The following is an 18,105-nucleotide window of genomic DNA, read 5'->3' as shown; positions in this document are numbered from 1 at the left end:
AACCTTGGATCAACCGGTAGTTATCCAAGGTATAACCGTTGGCTGGTTTTTGACCTGTGCATAAGTAGCGAATCTAACCCCAGCTTATACGGTCCAGGATCACCGATCATTCACAGCAAACGATCCTTTCTATCCTTATGATCTTTATGACCGGATCCGACTTATCCACACGAGAAGGCGATCCTAATAAGAGATCATAGTAAAACAGATCTCTAAATAAGAAGATCTTCTTTTTAATAGCCAAGATCCCAATGCTTTCTCGAAAGACTAAACTTGAGTAGAATCCACGGCCCGGGCTTAAATCCATTTTCAAACCGCTTTACGCAAGGCAGGAAAGCATGTTTTATCAGGATCCTTTTGACGTCATCATCATTGGCGGGGGTCACGCAGGCACTGAGGCCGCAATGGCCGCAGCGCGTATGGGTCAACAGACCCTGCTTTTGACACACAATATCGACACGCTGGGACAAATGTCCTGTAATCCGGCGATTGGCGGCATTGGGAAAGGACACCTGGTAAAAGAAGTGGATGCTCTGGGCGGCTTGATGGCGAAAGCGATCGATCAGGCCGGCATTCAGTTTAGGATACTAAACGCGAGCAAAGGACCCGCCGTTCGCGCCACTCGAGCTCAGGCTGACCGTGTGCTTTACCGCCAGGCCGTACGTACTGCGCTGGAGAACCAGCCGAACCTGATGATCTTCCAACAGGCGGTTGAAGATCTTATCGTTGAGAACGATCGTGTCGTCGGTGCCGTCACCCAGATGGGACTGAAGTTCCGTGCCAAAGCCGTGGTGCTGACGGTCGGGACTTTCCTCGATGGAAAAATTCATATTGGTCTGGATAACTACAGCGGTGGCCGTGCTGGCGATCCGCCGTCCATTCCACTTTCCCGTCGTCTTCGCGAGCTGCCGCTGCGCGTCAGCCGCCTGAAAACCGGGACACCGCCGCGTATTGATGCCCGCACCATCGATTTTAGCGTGCTGGCACAGCAGCACGGCGACAACCCGATGCCGGTCTTCTCGTTCATGGGGTCTGCGGCGCAGCATCCGCAGCAAGTGCCGTGTTACATCACGCACACCAATGAGAAAACCCATGACGTGATCCGCAATAACCTCGATCGTAGCCCGATGTACGCAGGCGTGATCGAAGGGATCGGTCCACGTTACTGTCCGTCGATCGAAGACAAAGTCATGCGCTTTGCCGATCGTAACCAGCACCAGATCTTCCTGGAGCCGGAAGGACTCACCTCCAACGAAATTTACCCGAATGGCATCTCCACCAGTCTGCCGTTCGACGTGCAGATGCAAATTGTTCGCTCGATGCAGGGCATGGAGAACGCAAAAATCGTTCGTCCAGGTTACGCTATTGAGTACGATTTCTTCGACCCGCGCGATCTGAAACCGACGCTGGAGAGCAAATTTATCCAGGGCCTGTTCTTCGCAGGACAAATTAACGGCACCACCGGTTATGAAGAAGCGGCAGCCCAGGGCCTGCTGGCCGGTCTGAACGCCGCCCGCTTCTCTGCGGAAAAAGAGGGCTGGTCACCGCGTCGCGATCAGGCCTACCTTGGCGTGCTGGTGGACGATCTCAGCACGCTCGGTACCAAAGAGCCGTACCGTATGTTCACCTCTCGCGCGGAATATCGTCTGATGCTGCGTGAAGACAACGCCGATCTGCGCCTGACCGAAATGGGCCGCGAGCTGGGCCTGGTGGATGACGAACGCTGGGCGCGTTTCAACCAGAAGCTGGAGCGCATTGAGACCGAGCGTCAACGCCTGAAAACCTCATGGGTGAATCCTCTGGCGGAATCCGCAGCCGAAGTGAACGCTCACTTGACCGCGCCGCTCTCACGCGAAGCCAGCGGGGAAGATCTTCTTCGTCGCCCTGAGATGACTTACGAGCAGCTGGTGCAGATGACGCCGTTCGCGCCGGGTCTCGACGATGCCGAAGCGGCCGAGCAGGTCGAAATCCAGGTCAAATACGAAGGTTACATCGCGCGTCAGCAGGATGAGATCGAAAAACAGCAGCGTAACGAGAACACCTTGTTGCCTGCGATGCTGGATTACCGTCAGGTGACGGGGCTGTCAAACGAGGTGATCGCGAAACTGAACGATCACAAACCGGTGTCGATCGGCCAGGCATCTCGCATCTCCGGCGTGACGCCAGCAGCCATCTCTATTCTGCTGGTATGGCTGAAAAAACAAGGTCTGCTGCGCCGCAGCGCTTAACATCAGGCGATCTTTGCCATTTTGGCGGGTGGTGCTTCGCTGACCCGCTACAGTACGTATCGTAGGCCCGGTAAGCGTTAACGCCACCGGGCTCATTATTTCAGACAGGTATTCACCGTGCTCAACAAACTCTCTCGTCTGCTGGATGAAGCAGGTATTTCGCTCACCGATCACCAGAAAAATCAGCTGGTGGCCTATGTCGATATGCTGAACAAATGGAACAAAGCGTACAACCTCACGTCGGTACGCGATCCCAACGAGATGCTGATTCGCCATATTCTCGACAGCATTGTGGTTGCGCCTTACCTGCAGGGTGAGCGTTTCATCGATGTGGGGACCGGCCCTGGTCTGCCAGGCATTCCGCTCTCCATCGTGCGGCCTGAGTGCCAGTTCACGCTGCTGGACAGCCTGGGCAAGCGCGTGCGCTTCCTGCGTCAGGTGCAGCATGAGCTGAAAATCAACAATATCGAGCCGGTTCAGAGCAGGGTAGAGGCGTTTCCGTCCGAGCCGCCGTTTGACGGCGTGATTAGCCGTGCGTTTGCGTCACTCAACGATATGGTCAGCTGGTGTAAGCATCTGCCAGCGCAGGAAGGGCGTTTTTACGCGCTCAAAGGCCTGGTGCCTGAGGATGAAATCGCCCAGCTCCCGGTTGGCTATGTGGTCGAGTCGATTGTGAAGTTACAGGTTCCACAGCTCGATGGCGAACGCCATTTGGTGATAATTAAGGCAAACTAATTTTAAAAATTAAATAAAAAATGTGGAATTCGTGCGGTTCTTAAAGTGTTAAAAAACGGCCCTAAGGAAGGAACCTCACCGGACTGCATTTAACCTTGTTGTTACCGAGGTTTTTCTTGGTGTTAACCTGATTTATCTCGTTAACACCAAATATAGTCAACATTGAAAATATCAGTCTGCTAAAAGTGGAATTCAGTGATGAGTTGGTGATGTTAATTATTTATTAAAAATGTCAATGAAAGGTTTTTGTTGTGTACGGGGCTGTTTTGAAAATAGTTGCTGTCATTTGTCTTTAATATCATAAAGATGAATTAAACCAAATTATTGATTTGATAAATAAGACCTTATCGTAAATGTGCATTTTGTGATCTCGTGCACGCTTTATCATCAATGTTTCTGCGCAGTTTGCAGTTTAATCGGATGGGTCGCGGTTTCGCGAAAAGTTAAAAAATAGCGGTGGGGAAAATTATTTAAACATTTATTCACCTTTTCGCTACTTAATGTTTGAAATCACGGGGGCGCACCGTATAATTTGACCGCTTTTTGATGCTTGACTCTGAGCCTTAAAGGACGTTTTATACGACACGCGACATACCTCGAAGGGAGCAGGAGTAAAAACGTGATGTCTGTGTCGCTCTTGAGTCGAAACGTTGCTCGTAAGCTTCTGTTCATTCAGTTTCTGGCGGTGATAGCAAGTGGACTGCTGTTCTGCCTCAAAGACCCCTTCTGGGGCATCTCCGCAGTGTGTGGAGGTTTGGCAGTGGTTTTGCCAAACATGTTGTTTATGATTTTTGCCTGGCGTCATCAGGCGCATACACCTGCCAAAGGCCGCGTGGCCTGGTCCTTCGCTCTTGGCGAAGTGTGTAAGGTGTTGCTAACCTTTGCCTTCCTGGTGTTGGCGCTGGCTGTTTTCAAAGTGGTATTTTTGCCGCTGATCGCGACGTGGGTTTTGGTGCTGGTGGTACAAGTTCTGGCGCCAGCTGTAATCAACAACAAAGGGTAAAAGGCATCATGGCTTCAGAAAATATGACGCCGCAGGATTACATAGGTCACCATCTGACGAACCTTCAGATGGACCTGCGTACATTCTCGCTGGTGGATCCGCATAACCCCCCGGCCACCTTCTGGACGCTCAACATTGACTCCATGTTCTTCTCGGTGGTGTTGGGTCTGTTGTTCCTGGCCATGTTCCGTAGCGTTGCTAAAAAGGCGACCAGCGGTGTTCCAGGGAAATTCCAGACGGCTATCGAATTAGTCATCGGCTTCGTTCATGGCAGCGTCAAAGACATGTACCACGGTAAGAGCAAGCTGATTGCTCCGCTGGCGCTGACTGTCTTCGTCTGGGTCTTCCTGATGAACCTGATGGACCTTCTGCCTATCGACCTGCTGCCGTACATCGGTGAGCATGTTCTCGGCCTGCCGGCACTGCGTGTGGTTCCGTCTGCTGACGTGAACATCACCCTGTCCATGGCGCTGGGCGTATTCATCCTGATTCTTTTCTACAGCATCAAAATGAAAGGCGTAAGCGGCTTTGTGAAAGAGCTTACCTTGCAGCCGTTCAACCACTGGGCGTTCATTCCGGTCAACCTGATCCTGGAAGGCGTAAGCCTGCTGTCCAAACCGGTTTCACTTGGTCTGCGACTGTTCGGTAACATGTATGCGGGTGAGCTGATTTTCATTCTGATCGCGGGTCTTCTGCCGTGGTGGTCACAGTGGGTTCTGAATGTGCCATGGGCCATTTTCCACATCCTGATCATTACGCTGCAAGCCTTTATCTTCATGGTTCTGACGATCGTCTATCTGTCGATGGCGTCTGAAGAGCACTGATTTTTTAACCACCACTACTACGTTTTTATTGAAACAAACTGGAGACTGTCATGGAAAACCTGAATATGGATCTGCTGTACATGGCTGCCGCTGTGATGATGGGTCTGGCGGCTATCGGTGCTGCGATCGGTATCGGCATCCTCGGGGGCAAATTCCTGGAAGGCGCTGCGCGTCAACCGGATCTGATTCCTCTGCTGCGTACTCAGTTCTTTATCGTTATGGGTCTGGTGGATGCAATCCCGATGATCGCTGTAGGTCTGGGTCTGTACGTGATGTTTGCTGTCGCGTAAGTCGTTTTTAAAAACCCAAGCCACAGAAATTTAAGAGGTATTGTGCTGTGAACATGAACGCAACAATCCTCGGCCAGGCCATCGCGTTTATTCTCTTTGTCTGGTTCTGCATGAAGTATGTATGGCCGCCTTTAATGGCAGCCATCGAGAAACGTCAGAAAGAAATTGCTGACGGTCTGGCTTCCGCAGAGCGCGCTAAGAAAGATTTGGACCTTGCACAGGCCAACGCGACAGACCAGCTGAAAAAAGCGAAAGCTGAAGCTCAGGTAATCATTGAACAGGCTAACAAACGCCGTTCTCAGATCCTGGACGAAGCCAAAGCTGAAGCAGAACAGGAACGTACTAAGATCGTTGCACAAGCTCAGGCTGAAATTGATGCTGAGCGTAAACGTGCTCGTGAAGAACTGCGTAAGCAGGTTGCGATTCTGGCTGTTGCTGGCGCCGAGAAGATCATCGAACGTTCCGTGGATGAAGCTGCTAACAGCGACATCGTGGACAAACTTGTCGCTGAACTGTAAGGAGGGAGGGGCTGATGTCTGAATTTGTTACGGTAGCTCGCCCCTACGCCAAAGCAGCTTTTGACTTTGCTGTCGAACACCAAAATGTCGATCGCTGGCAGGATATGCTGGCGTTTGCCGCTGAGGTAACGAAAAACGAGCAAGTGGCTGAGATGCTTTCCGGTGCCTTAGCACCTGAAACCCTTGCTGCATCGTTTATCGCCATTTGTGGTGAGCAACTGGATGACAACGGCCAGAACCTGATTAAGGTCATGGCTGAGAATGGTCGTCTGCGAGTGCTCCCGGATGTTCTCGAGCAGTTTGAGCACTTACGTGCCCTCAGTGAAGCTACCGCCGAAGTTGAAGTAACCTCTGCGAATGAACTGAGCCAAGAACAGCTTGCGAAGATCACCGCCGCGATGGAAAAACGTCTGTCACGCAAAGTTAAGCTGAATTGCAAAATCGATAAGTCTGTAATGGCAGGCGTAATCATCCGAGCGGGTGATATGGTCATTGATGGCAGCGTACGCGGCCGTCTTGAACGCCTTGCAGACGTCTTGCAGTCTTAAGGGGACTGGAGCATGCAACTGAATTCCACCGAAATCAGCGAACTGATCAAGCAGCGCATTGCTCAGTTCAGTGTTGTGAGTGAAGCTCACAACGAAGGTACTATTGTTTCTGTAAGTGACGGTGTTATCCGCATCCACGGCCTTGCCGATTGTATGCAGGGTGAGATGATTTCCCTGCCGGGTAACCGTTACGCTATCGCACTGAACCTGGAGCGCGACTCCGTAGGTGCTGTAGTTATGGGCCCGTACGCTGACCTTGCCGAAGGCATGAAAGTCAAATGTACTGGTCGTATTCTTGAAGTTCCAGTTGGCCGTGGCCTGCTGGGTCGCGTGGTGAACACCCTGGGTGCACCAATCGACGGTAAAGGTCCTGTTGATAACGATGGCTTCTCGCCAATCGAAGTTATCGCACCGGGCGTTATCGAACGTCAGTCCGTTGATCAGCCAGTGCAGACGGGTTATAAATCCGTTGATGCCATGATCCCAATCGGTCGTGGTCAGCGTGAACTGATCATCGGTGACCGTCAGACCGGTAAAACCGCGATGGCAATCGATGCGATCATCAACCAGCGCGATTCCGGCATCAAATGTGTGTACGTGGCTATCGGCCAGAAAGCGTCCACCATTTCTAACGTTGTTCGTAAACTGGAAGAGCACGGCGCGCTGTCAAACACCATTGTTGTGGTTGCAACCGCTTCTGAATCTGCTGCACTGCAATACCTGGCGCCATATGCCGGTTGCGCAATGGGCGAATACTTCCGTGACCGCGGTGAAGATGCGCTGATCGTATACGATGACCTGTCTAAACAGGCTGTTGCTTACCGTCAGGTTTCCCTGCTGCTCCGTCGTCCACCAGGACGTGAAGCATTCCCGGGCGACGTATTTTACCTCCACTCCCGTCTGCTGGAGCGCGCATCCCGCGTTAACGCGGAATACGTTGAGAAATTCACCAATGGTGAAGTGAAAGGTAAAACCGGCTCTCTGACTGCTCTGCCGATTATCGAAACCCAGGCGGGTGACGTTTCTGCGTTCGTTCCGACCAACGTAATTTCCATTACCGATGGTCAGATCTTCCTCGAAACCAACCTGTTCAACTCCGGTATTCGTCCTGCGGTTAACCCAGGGATCTCCGTATCCCGTGTGGGTGGTGCTGCTCAGACTAAGATCATCAAGAAACTGTCCGGTGGTATTCGTACCGCTCTGGCACAGTATCGTGAACTGGCTGCGTTCTCTCAGTTCGCTTCCGATCTGGATGAAGCGACCCGTAAGCAGTTAAGCCATGGTCAGAAAGTGACCGAGTTGCTGAAACAGAAACAGTATGCCCCTATGTCTGTTGCACAACAGGGCCTGGTGCTGTTCGCGGCTGAACGCGGTTACCTCGAAGATGTGGAACTGGCGAAAATCGGTAGCTTCGAAGCCGCACTGCTGGCTTACGTTGACCGTGATCACGCTCCGCTGATGCAAGAGATCAACCAGTCCGGTGGCTATAACGACGAAATCGAAGGCAAGCTGAAAGCTATCCTCGATTCCTTCAAAGCAACCCAGTCCTGGTAACGTCCGGCGGCTTGTCTTAGGACAGGCCGCAAGGCATTGAGGAGAAGCTCATGGCCGGCGCAAAAGAGATACGTAGTAAGATCGCAAGCGTCCAGAACACGCAGAAGATCACTAAAGCGATGGAAATGGTCGCCGCTTCCAAAATGCGTAAATCGCAGGATCGCATGGCGGCCAGCCGTCCTTATGCAGATACCATGCGCAAAGTGATTGGTCACCTTGCGAACGGTAATCTGGAATATAAGCATCCTTACCTGGAAGAACGCGACGTTAAACGCGTGGGCTACCTGGTGGTGTCTACCGACCGTGGTCTGTGCGGTGGCTTGAACATTAACCTGTTCAAAAAGCTGCTGGCGGATATGAAAGTCTGGTCCGACAAAGGCGTTCAGAGCGATATCGCGATGATCGGCTCCAAGGGCGTTTCTTTCTTTAATTCAGTGGGTGGCAATATTGTCGCTCAGGTGACTGGTATGGGTGATAACCCGTCCCTGTCCGAACTGATCGGCCCGGTTAAAGTGATGTTGCAGGCCTATGATGAAGGCCGTCTGGACAGGCTGTACGTTGTCAGCAACAAATTTATTAATACCATGTCTCAGGTTCCGACACTCACTCAGCTGCTGCCTTTGCCGGCATCAGAAGATGAAGAGTTAAAACATAAAGCCTGGGATTATCTGTATGAACCCGATCCGAAACCGCTGCTGGATACCCTGCTGCGTCGTTACGTTGAATCTCAGGTTTATCAGGGCGTGGTAGAAAACCTGGCCAGCGAGCAGGCCGCACGTATGGTGGCGATGAAAGCCGCGACCGACAATGGCGGCAGCCTGATTAAAGAGCTGCAGTTGGTATACAACAAAGCTCGTCAGGCCAGCATTACTCAGGAACTCACCGAAATCGTCGGTGGTGCATCCGCGGTATAACCAGGTTAATTCGTAGAGGATTCAAGATGGCTACTGGAAAAATTGTCCAGGTAATCGGCGCCGTGGTTGACGTCGAATTCCCTCAGGATGCCGTACCGCGCGTGTACGATGCTCTTGAGGTTATGAATGGTAATGAGAGCCTGGTGCTGGAAGTTCAGCAGCAGCTCGGTGGTGGTATCGTGCGTACCATCGCCATGGGTTCTTCCGACGGTCTGCGTCGTGGTCTGGAAGTAAAAGACCTCGAGCACCCGATCGAAGTCCCGGTTGGTAAAGCAACGCTGGGTCGTATCATGAACGTGCTGGGTCAGCCGATCGATATGAAAGGCGACATCGGTGAAGAAGACCGTTGGGCAATCCACCGTGCAGCACCTTCCTACGAAGAGCTGTCAAGCTCTCAGGAACTGCTGGAAACCGGCATCAAAGTTATCGACCTGATGTGTCCGTTCGCTAAGGGCGGTAAAGTCGGTCTGTTCGGTGGTGCGGGTGTAGGTAAAACCGTAAACATGATGGAGCTGATCCGTAACATCGCGATCGAGCACTCCGGTTATTCCGTGTTTGCAGGCGTGGGTGAGCGTACTCGTGAGGGTAACGACTTCTACCACGAAATGACCGATTCCAACGTTCTGGATAAAGTATCCCTGGTTTACGGCCAGATGAATGAGCCACCAGGAAACCGTCTGCGTGTGGCTCTGACCGGCCTGACTATGGCTGAGAAGTTCCGTGACGAAGGTCGTGACGTACTGCTGTTCGTCGATAACATCTACCGTTACACCCTGGCCGGTACTGAAGTATCTGCACTGCTGGGTCGTATGCCTTCAGCGGTAGGTTATCAGCCGACTCTGGCGGAAGAGATGGGCGTTCTGCAGGAACGTATCACTTCAACCAAAACCGGTTCTATCACCTCCGTACAGGCGGTATACGTACCTGCGGATGACTTGACTGACCCATCACCAGCCACCACCTTTGCTCACTTAGATGCAACCGTGGTACTGAGCCGTCAGATCGCGTCTCTGGGTATCTACCCGGCCGTTGACCCGCTGGACTCCACCAGCCGTCAGCTGGATCCACTGGTTGTTGGTCAGGAACACTACGACACCGCGCGTGGCGTACAGTCCCTGCTGCAGCGTTACCAGGAACTGAAAGACATCATCGCCATCCTGGGTATGGATGAGCTGTCTGAAGAAGACAAACTGGTGGTAGCTCGCGCGCGTAAGATTCAGCGCTTCCTGTCCCAGCCGTTCTTCGTTGCGGAAGTATTCACCGGTTCACCGGGTAAATATGTTTCCCTGAAAGACACCATCCGTGGCTTTAAAGGCATCATGGAAGGCGAATACGATCACCTGCCAGAGCAGGCGTTCTACATGGTTGGTTCCATCGACGAAGCCGTGGAAAAAGCCAAAAAACTTTAACGCCTTAATCGGAGGGTGATATGGCAATGACTTACCACCTGGACGTCGTCAGCGCAGAGCAACAGCTGTTCTCTGGTCTGGTCGAAAAAATCCAGGTAACGGGTAGTGAAGGTGAACTGGGTATTTTCCCAGGGCACGCACCGCTGCTCACCGCCATTAAGCCTGGTATGATCCGCATCGTGAAACAGTTCGGTCACGAAGAGTTTATCTATCTGTCCGGCGGCATGATTGAAGTGCAGCCTGGTAGTGTGACCGTTCTTGCTGATACCGCTATTCGTGGCCAGGATCTCGACGAAGCGCGAGCTCTGGAAGCGAAGCGTAAAGCGGAAGAGCACATTAAGAGCTCTCACGGCGACGTGGATTACGCACAGGCCTCAGCTGAGCTGGCCAAAGCGATCGCGAAACTGCGCGTTATCGAGTTGACCAAAAAAGCGATGTAACACCGGCTTGAAAAGCACAAAAGCCAGTCTGGTTTCAGACTGGCTTTTTTTATGGCTGCGTTTCAGATTTTATGGAACTGAAAAGGTGTTTTAATTTTTTGTGATTTTCATCACAAAAATATTGATCGGTTAAATGTTGAGGAGTAGACTTCTTTTTGTGATGTGTGTCACATAATTAACGCCAACAACATTGGGATACCAACATGAAACTGATCAATAAAGTCATCGCTCTCTTCAGCAATATGAATGTCTCTTTCGGCACGTTCAATCTGTAATCTGCTGTATGCCGAGTGGCGCCACGCTTACCGTTGTGTGATAAGCGAAGCGCCATCTGGCAGCACTTCCCCGCTGTTATTCACGCTTTTCCCGTCCGCGATAAAATAATTCGTCTCATCAATATTACCAACCACGGCATCGTCATAGAGGCCCGGTCTTGTTCGCACGGATTTGTTCCCGCTGAAAATACCCTGCGTTGAGGCATCTCCATACGGACTCGGACGGAAGATAAAGTTAAATCGCTGATTGTCCACCGCCACATTGTTCGTCACCACTAGCTTTCCGGGATTGAAGTTGTCGGTAAACCCGTCCAGCTGATTCCCTTCCGCCTTGCTGTTACGCACTTCATGCGCCACCGGCTGCCCCTCTCCCCCCAGTTTAAAGCCGTTGCTGGTGTTATTGCGGGCGATAGAGTTCTCGATCACCACAACCCCATTTGCGCCGTCTTCTATCTTATTGAACAGGTCAAAGCCATCGTCGATATTGTCGTGGGAATAGCAGTTCTCCAGACGATTACCCTCACCCACGCGCATCTTCACCGCAAACCCATCGGCATTGATTTTGCCGGGATCAACGTTGGCGTAAGACTCCGAGTTGATCACCCGGTTATCGCTTGCCCACAGCGGTCGGCCCACGTTATCCGGGGACGATATCTGAATGCCCGTATCGTCGTTACGGTATGCGGTCACATTTTCAATCAGGTTATGGCTGCCCTGGATGCGCAGGCTTTTGTCCGTAATATCGACGCCCTTAATGTTCCAGTAGCTGGCGTCCACCAGCAGACCATGGATCACGGCTTTGCCTTCTGCCTGCAACGTTTTACGCTGTTCGGCATGACCGCTGGCGGCCAGTGGGATTTCGCTGCGCGGATACTCTCCGGCTTTCAGGATAAGGGTGCCGCCCGGTGCAAGCAGGTTAATTGCACTCGCCAAATCCAGCGGCGAGGCGATCGTTCCCTGTCCGTCGGCCGTGCCGTCAGGTGCGGCGTAAAGTGTCTGTGCCGTAAAACCATCGACCTTCTCGACAGTGAACTGCTGATGAACCGTATCACCCTGCGCGGGCGTAAAGCTAAGGTTAAAGGCATTGGTCTCTGTCAGCGTGGTCGGCAGGGAGTACATCTCGCCGGCTTTGACCGCTTTATCATTACCGATCACCACTTCGTTCTGACGCACGCTGAACACGCCGTCGCTATTCGCCCGGGCCTGGACCCGATACTTCTCTGATGTGCTTTTCGCTGCGGAATTCAGCTGCACCACCACCGGCAGGTTTTTTGCCTGCCAGGGTTTTGAGGTGACCGTATCTGCCGCTGAAGTCGTGAGAGAGGCATCTGACACCGTTATTTTTGCATTACGTGAGGCGAAGAAGCCGACGTAATAATGGTCCCTTTTCTGCACCGAAATAAGATCCGCGCTTGGCACGCTTTGGCTCACCCAGGCATCGCTGCCGACGGGCGACCAGGCTGTAATAAATCCGTCGTTGGTTCGTTGCAGTTTCAGACGGAATTCCGGCGTCTGGCTCAGGTCGATCTCCTCTTTGTAGCTTTGCTTATTGATTCCTGCACCCGCATTGCCCCAGGGTTGAGAAATCCCCTCGCGGGTGATCGCCTGCATTTTTACCCGCACATTGTCCTTTTTATCCTGCGTCATGATGGCGTTCATCACCTGGTTGGAGGCGGCAGGAAACTCTTCATAGCCCTCCCTGAGCGGCTGCTGGCGCGGCACACCGATCACATCACGCACCAGCAGGCCAGCCCCCTCCTGCGCGGCGGGTTTTGCGCCATTCTCCGGCCCAAACTGCTCAACCCGAACGGTAGCCTGTAGCTCGAAATTGTCGCTGGTGGGCAGTTCGGTATAGAAAAAGGTTAATCCATCGTGAGAGTTGGCGATCTTACCGCCCCGGCTTTCAAGGGTGACGGGTTTCGTGAGATCCGCGGTGTCCTGCGGCGTGAGTTTTTTGCCATCAATGGTGACATCGTTGACGCCGATTTTTTCCGGCAGGACGTTCGAGGAAAAATTCAGATCCGTAGACTGCCCAAAGGCAATGGCTTTCCAGATGTGCTGCTCAGCAGCCGAGACAGCAAAGGAGCTACACATCATTAGGGCCAGAGGTATTTTATAATTCATTTTATTCTCCTGATTGATAATTGAGCGCCATTATCATCAAGATGAAACAGTGTTTCTTTTTTAGGTGTCACAATATTGAATAATTAAAACACTGTTTTGCTTTAGAGCGATCTTTATTCTTGAGGCGAAAAAATAGCTAACCTGTTGTGAACGCTTACGACTTGCCGCAAGAAAGCTATTTTCCAGAGAAAAAGTGATTTACTCTGGCCTCAAATCTATCCTCAAATAGCAATAAGCAGCCGATGTTGAGCGTTTTACCAGCAGTCCATTTTATGGCGCAAAATATGTAGAATTTTCAACGTCAAAGGGTTTTACTTCTCACTCAAATTACAGTCAGGACGCGTATGTTGAACAATACGATGAGCGTGGTCATTCTTGCCGCAGGCAAAGGTACCCGCATGTATTCCGATCTTCCTAAGGTGCTTCACACCCTGGCAGGAAAGCCAATGGTGCAGCATGTCATTGATGCCGCAAGCGAATTGGGCGCCAGCAAAGTGCATCTGGTGTATGGCCACGGCGGCGATCTGCTTAAGCAAACACTGCGCGATGACAAACTCAACTGGGTACTTCAGGCAGAACAGCTGGGAACGGGCCATGCGATGCAGCAGGCCGCGCCGTTCTTCGCGGATGACGAAGACATTCTGATGCTCTACGGTGATGTCCCGCTGATCGCGGTGGAAACCCTGACTCGCCTGCGTGAAGCCAAACCGCAGGGCGGCATCGGTTTACTTACCGTCAAACTGGACGACCCGACAGGCTATGGTCGTATCACGCGTGAAAACGGCAAAGTGACCGGTATCGTTGAGCACAAAGATGCCTCTGACGAACAGCGTCAGATTCAGGAAATCAATACCGGAATCCTGATCGCCAACGGCGCAGACATGAAGCGCTGGCTGGCTAAACTGAACAACAACAATGCCCAGGGTGAATACTACATCACCGATATCATTGCCCTGGCGCACCAGGAAGGTAACGAGATCGTAGCGGTTCATCCCGATCGCCTGAGCGAAGTTGAGGGCGTGAACAACCGTCTGCAGCTCTCTCGTCTTGAGCGCGTTTACCAGGCTGAGCAGGCTGAAAAGCTGCTGCTGGCAGGTGTCATGCTGCGCGATCCGGCGCGTTTTGATCTGCGCGGGGCGTTGATTCATGGGCGTGATGTGGAAATCGACACTAACGTTATTATTGAAGGTCAGGTCACGCTGGGGAATCGCGTCAAAATCGGCACCGGCTGCGTGATCAAAAATAGCGTGATTGGCGATGACTGCGAAATCAGCCCGTATAGCGTGGTGGAAGATGCGCATCTGGAAGCGGCTTGCACCATCGGCCCGTTCGCGCGTCTTCGTCCAGGCGCTGAGCTGCTGGAAGGCGCTCACGTCGGTAACTTCGTCGAGATGAAAAAAGCGCGTCTGGGTAAAGGCTCCAAAGCCGGTCATCTGACCTATCTGGGCGACGCGGAAATTGGCGACAACGTTAATATCGGTGCGGGTACCATCACCTGTAACTACGATGGCGCGAACAAGTTTAAAACCATTATCGGTAACGATGTGTTTGTTGGCTCCGATACGCAGCTGGTGGCTCCGGTCACCGTCGGCAACGGTGTGACCATCGCCGCCGGAACGACCGTGACGCGCGATGTGGCGGACAATGAGCTGGTGCTCAGCCGCGTACCGCAGGTTAACAAGCAAGGCTGGCAGCGTCCGGTGAAGAAAAAGTAAAACCAGGACGGGTGGCACTTCGCTTACTCGCCCGACGAATTTGTCTGTCGGCATTGCCGGTGGACAGGGGATGAGGGGATAACATAATCCCCCGCCCAAAGGCAGTACCTATAAATATAACCCCACTCTCTACAAGGCTCGGGGCGCCCTAACGGGCATTACTCAAAGAATTTCGCGTTGTGGCCCGGCGGAAAACATGCCCGCCAATAGAGTCACAGCGTAAAAGACGAAGAGTAATACAGGTCAGCGACAACGCATGGCAAATCGCCATTATCAGGAAATCTAACTATGTGTGGAATTGTTGGCGCAGTTGCGCAGCGTGATATTGCTGAAATCCTTCTCGAAGGTTTACGCCGTCTGGAATACCGTGGCTATGACTCTGCCGGTCTGGCAGTGGTTGATGCAGAAGGTCACATGACCCGTCTGCGCCGTCTCGGTAAAGTGCAAATGCTGGCGCAAGCCGCGGAAGAAACGCCGCTGCACGGCGGAACAGGCATCGCGCACACCCGCTGGGCAACGCACGGTGAACCGTCTGAAGGTAACGCCCACCCGCATGTGTCTGAACACATTGTGGTGGTGCATAACGGCATTATCGAAAACCACGAACCGCTGCGCGAAGAGTTGAAAGCGCGTGGCTACACTTTTGTCTCTGAAACTGACACCGAAGTTATCGCTCATCTGGTTCACTGGGAGCTGGAACAGGGCGGTACGCTGCGTGAAGCAGTGCTGCGCACCATTCCTCAGTTGCGCGGTGCGTACGGTACAGTGATTATGGATTCCCGTGATCCGAGCACCCTGCTGGCGGCACGTTCCGGTAGCCCGATGGTGATCGGCATGGGGATGGGCGAAAACTTCATTGCTTCCGATCAGCTGGCGCTGCTGCCGGTGACCCGTCGCTTTATCTTCCTGGAAGAGGGCGATATCGCGGAAGTGACCCGTCGCAGTGTGACGGTCTTTGATAAATCCGGCGCACAGGTGAAGCGTCAGGAGATTGAATCCAACCTGCAGTACGACGCGGGCGACAAAGGCGCGTACCGTCACTACATGCAGAAAGAGATCTACGAGCAGCCGAACGCGATCAAGAACACCCTGACCGGGCGTATCAGCCACGGCGAGGTGGATCTCAGCGAGCTGGGCGCTAACGCCAACGAAATGCTGGCCAACGTCGAGCATATTCAGATTGTGGCCTGTGGTACCTCTTACAACTCGGGGATGGTGTCGCGCTACTGGTTTGAAGCGCTGGCGGGCGTGCCGTGCGATGTCGAAATCGCCTCGGAATTCCGCTACCGCAAATCAGCGGTGCGCCGTAACAGCCTGATGATCACTCTTTCCCAGTCCGGTGAAACGGCGGATACCCTGGCAGCACTGCGTCTGTCGAAAGAGCTGGGTTATCTCGGTTCGCTGGCGATCTGTAACGTGCCGGGTTCTTCTCTGGTACGTGAATCGGATCTGGCGCTGATGACCAAAGCCGGCACCGAAATCGGCGTGGCATCGACCAAAGCGTTCACCACCCAGCTGACTGTGCTGTTGATGCTGGTGGCGAAACTGGCGCGTCTGAAAGGCCAGGATGCGTCTATCGAGCACGATATCGTTCACGGGCTGCAGACGCTGCCGAGCCGTATCGAGCAGATGCTGTCCCAGGACAAACGCATCGAAGCGCTGGCTGAAGATTTCTCTGACAAACACCACGCGCTGTTCCTCGGTCGTGGCGATCAGTACCCTATCGCGCTGGAAGGCGCGCTGAAGCTGAAAGAGATCTCTTACATTCATGCGGAAGCCTACGCCGCAGGCGAGCTGAAACACGGCCCGCTGGCGCTGATTGATGCAGACATGCCGGTCATCGTCGTTGCACCGAACAATGAACTGCTGGAAAAACTGAAATCGAACATCGAAGAAGTGCGTGCCCGTGGCGGCCAGCTTTACGTCTTCGCCGATCAGGACGCCGGGTTCGTCAGCAACGACAACATGCACATCATTGAGATGCCGCATGTGGAAGAGGTCATTGCCCCGATCTTCTACACCGTTCCGCTGCAGCTGCTGGCGTATCACGTCGCGCTGATCAAAGGCACCGACGTTGACCAGCCGCGTAACCTGGCGAAGTCCGTCACCGTAGAATAATCCCTTCAGGCTCCACCTTCGGGTGGAGCTTTTTTATCCCTTCCCGGTTCGTTTTTCATCCATTCTTATTTTTTTATTTATGACAATCTGTCATCTTCAGCTACACATTACTGTGTCACAGAAAGAAAATTTTTCTGAAATCCCACTGTCACATAAGTGGATAACGCGATGATTATTAAGTCTAATTTTGTGAAATCTTAAGTCAAACTTTCACTGTCATAAAACTGTCATAATTCGTACATTTATCTGTCACCTGTTTGTCCTATTTTGCTCATCGTAGCCACTCAAACAATGATTTACGAAATCTTGCAGGAGACATTATGAAAGTTATGCGTACCACTGTCGCAACTGTTGTCGCCGCGACCTTATCTCTGAGCGCTTTCTCTGTATTCGCAGAAGCAAGCCTGACTGGCGCTGGTGCAACATTCCCTGCGCCGGTGTATGCCAAATGGGCTGATACTTACCAGAAAGAAACCGGCAACAAGGTTAACTATCAGGGTATCGGCTCCTCCGGTGGCGTTAAACAAATTACGGCGAATACCGTTGATTTCGGCGCATCAGACGCTCCGCTGTCTGATGACAAACTGGCTCAGGAAGGTCTGTTCCAGTTCCCGACCGTGATCGGTGGTGTTGTGCTGGCCGTGAATATCCCTGGCCTGAAATCTGGCGAACTGGTGCTGGATGGCAAAACGCTGGGTGATATCTATCTCGGCAAAATCAAAAAATGGGATGACGAAGCCATCACCAAACTGAACCCAGGTGTAAAACTGCCTTCGCAGAACATCGCTGTGGTTCGTCGCGCTGACGGTTCTGGCACCTCCTTCGTCTTCACCAGCTACCTGGCGAAAGTGAACGAAGAGTGGAAATCCAAAGTCGGTTCTGGCTCTACTGTGAACTGGCCGACGGGCCTGGGCGGCAAAGGTAACGACGGTATCGCCGCGTTCGTACAGCGTCTGCCTGGCTCAATCGGCTACGTAGAGTACGCTTATGCTAAGCAGAATAACCTGGCTTACACCAAGCTCATCTCTGCCGACGGCAAACCGGTTAGCCCGACTGAAGAGAACTTTGCGAACGCTGCCAAAGGCGCAGACTGGAGCAAATCCTTCGCGCAGGACCTGACTAACCAGAAAGGTGATGAGGCGTGGCCAATTACCTCTACCACTTTCATCCTGATCCACAAAGATCAGAAGAAACCTGAGCAGGGCGCCGAAGTGCTGAAGTTCTTCGACTGGGCGTACAAAAACGGCGGCAAACAGGCTAATGACCTGGATTACGCCAGCCTGCCAGACAGCGTGGTTGAGCAGATTCGTGCTGCATGGAAAACCAACGTAAAAGATAGCAGCGGTAAAGCATTGTACTGATTCAGCATTCTGACGAAAATGGCGGGTGATTTCACCCGCCCTTATTCGT

Annotated in this window: 15 protein-coding genes; 14 read left to right on the top strand and 1 reads right to left on the bottom strand. The window is 52.6% G+C overall.

Annotated features, from left to right (window positions below; all coding sequences use genetic code 11):
• Nucleotides 1-338 precede the first annotated feature (338 nt).
• The 11 genes from mnmG (at nt 339) to F153LOC_RS14310 (ending at nt 10,463) form a co-directional block, all read left to right on the top strand.
• On the top strand, nt 339-2,228 hold the full coding sequence (gene mnmG / locus F153LOC_RS14360; protein ID WP_102105129.1) for a tRNA uridine-5-carboxymethylaminomethyl(34) synthesis enzyme MnmG: 1,890 nt from the start codon (nt 339-341) through the stop codon (nt 2,226-2,228).
• Between the two features lie 117 nt (nt 2,229-2,345).
• Entirely contained in the window at nt 2,346-2,963 is a 618-nt protein-coding gene (rsmG, locus tag F153LOC_RS14355; RefSeq protein WP_100778302.1) for a 16S rRNA (guanine(527)-N(7))-methyltransferase RsmG, read from the top strand.
• A gap of 622 nt (nt 2,964-3,585) precedes the next feature.
• Entirely contained in the window at nt 3,586-3,966 is a 381-nt protein-coding gene (gene atpI / locus F153LOC_RS14350) for a F0F1 ATP synthase subunit I (protein WP_100778301.1), read from the top strand.
• Between the two features lie 8 nt (nt 3,967-3,974).
• Nucleotides 3,975-4,790, top strand: coding sequence for a F0F1 ATP synthase subunit A (gene atpB, locus F153LOC_RS14345; RefSeq protein ID WP_100778300.1), 816 nt, complete (start codon nt 3,975-3,977; stop codon nt 4,788-4,790).
• Nucleotides 4,791-4,840: 50 nt separating this feature from the next.
• Complete coding sequence (atpE, locus tag F153LOC_RS14340; protein WP_000429386.1) at nt 4,841-5,080, top strand: F0F1 ATP synthase subunit C; 240 nt, start codon at nt 4,841-4,843, stop codon at nt 5,078-5,080.
• 47 nt (nt 5,081-5,127) lie between these two features.
• Nucleotides 5,128-5,598 (top strand): F0F1 ATP synthase subunit B, encoded by a 471-nt coding sequence (gene atpF / locus F153LOC_RS14335; RefSeq protein ID WP_015961084.1) that lies wholly within the window; start codon nt 5,128-5,130, stop codon nt 5,596-5,598.
• A gap of 14 nt (nt 5,599-5,612) precedes the next feature.
• Nucleotides 5,613-6,146 carry a F0F1 ATP synthase subunit delta gene (gene atpH, locus F153LOC_RS14330; RefSeq protein ID WP_100778299.1) on the top strand — a complete coding sequence of 178 codons (534 nt, stop codon included), beginning with the start codon at nt 5,613-5,615 and terminating at the stop codon, nt 6,144-6,146.
• Between the two features lie 12 nt (nt 6,147-6,158).
• Nucleotides 6,159-7,700 (top strand): F0F1 ATP synthase subunit alpha, encoded by a 1,542-nt coding sequence (gene atpA / locus F153LOC_RS14325; protein ID WP_100778298.1) that lies wholly within the window; start codon nt 6,159-6,161, stop codon nt 7,698-7,700.
• A gap of 50 nt (nt 7,701-7,750) precedes the next feature.
• Entirely contained in the window at nt 7,751-8,614 is an 864-nt protein-coding gene (atpG, locus tag F153LOC_RS14320) for a F0F1 ATP synthase subunit gamma (protein ID WP_100778297.1), read from the top strand.
• A gap of 26 nt (nt 8,615-8,640) precedes the next feature.
• Nucleotides 8,641-10,023: a F0F1 ATP synthase subunit beta gene (gene atpD / locus F153LOC_RS14315; protein ID WP_100778296.1), complete on the top strand. Its 1,383-nt coding sequence runs from the start codon at nt 8,641-8,643 to the stop codon at nt 10,021-10,023.
• A 20-nt stretch (nt 10,024-10,043) separates the two neighbouring features.
• Complete coding sequence (locus F153LOC_RS14310) at nt 10,044-10,463, top strand: F0F1 ATP synthase subunit epsilon (protein ID WP_100778295.1); 420 nt, start codon at nt 10,044-10,046, stop codon at nt 10,461-10,463.
• Between the two features lie 302 nt (nt 10,464-10,765).
• Here the strand turns inward: F153LOC_RS14310 and F153LOC_RS14305 are convergent, their stop codons facing one another.
• Nucleotides 10,766-12,862 (bottom strand): right-handed parallel beta-helix repeat-containing protein, encoded by a 2,097-nt coding sequence (locus F153LOC_RS14305; RefSeq protein ID WP_102105128.1) that lies wholly within the window; start codon nt 12,860-12,862, stop codon nt 10,766-10,768.
• A 344-nt stretch (nt 12,863-13,206) separates the two neighbouring features.
• Between F153LOC_RS14305 and glmU the strand changes: the two genes are divergently transcribed.
• The 3 genes from glmU to pstS all read left to right on the top strand — a co-directional run bounded on the left by glmU (nt 13,207) and on the right by pstS (nt 18,056).
• Nucleotides 13,207-14,577 carry a bifunctional UDP-N-acetylglucosamine diphosphorylase/glucosamine-1-phosphate N-acetyltransferase GlmU gene (gene glmU, locus F153LOC_RS14300; protein ID WP_102105127.1) on the top strand — a complete coding sequence of 457 codons (1,371 nt, stop codon included), beginning with the start codon at nt 13,207-13,209 and terminating at the stop codon, nt 14,575-14,577.
• Between the two features lie 288 nt (nt 14,578-14,865).
• The gene (glmS, locus tag F153LOC_RS14295; protein WP_102105126.1) at nt 14,866-16,695 is read left to right on the top strand and encodes a glutamine--fructose-6-phosphate transaminase (isomerizing); all 1,830 of its coding nucleotides are present in this window, start codon (nt 14,866-14,868) and stop codon (nt 16,693-16,695) included.
• A 320-nt stretch (nt 16,696-17,015) separates the two neighbouring features.
• On the top strand, nt 17,016-18,056 hold the full coding sequence (gene pstS / locus F153LOC_RS14290) for a phosphate ABC transporter substrate-binding protein PstS (RefSeq protein ID WP_102105125.1): 1,041 nt from the start codon (nt 17,016-17,018) through the stop codon (nt 18,054-18,056).
• The last annotated feature ends 49 nt before the right edge of the window (nt 18,057-18,105 follow it).

Origin of the sequence: Lelliottia sp. F153 (assembly GCF_002870005.1) — a bacterium.
GTDB classification, from domain to species: Bacteria; Pseudomonadota; Gammaproteobacteria; order Enterobacterales; family Enterobacteriaceae; genus Enterobacter; species Enterobacter nimipressuralis.
The sequence above is the reverse complement of the archived record's forward strand: the minus strand, read 5'-3'. Positions and strand labels throughout refer to the sequence as shown.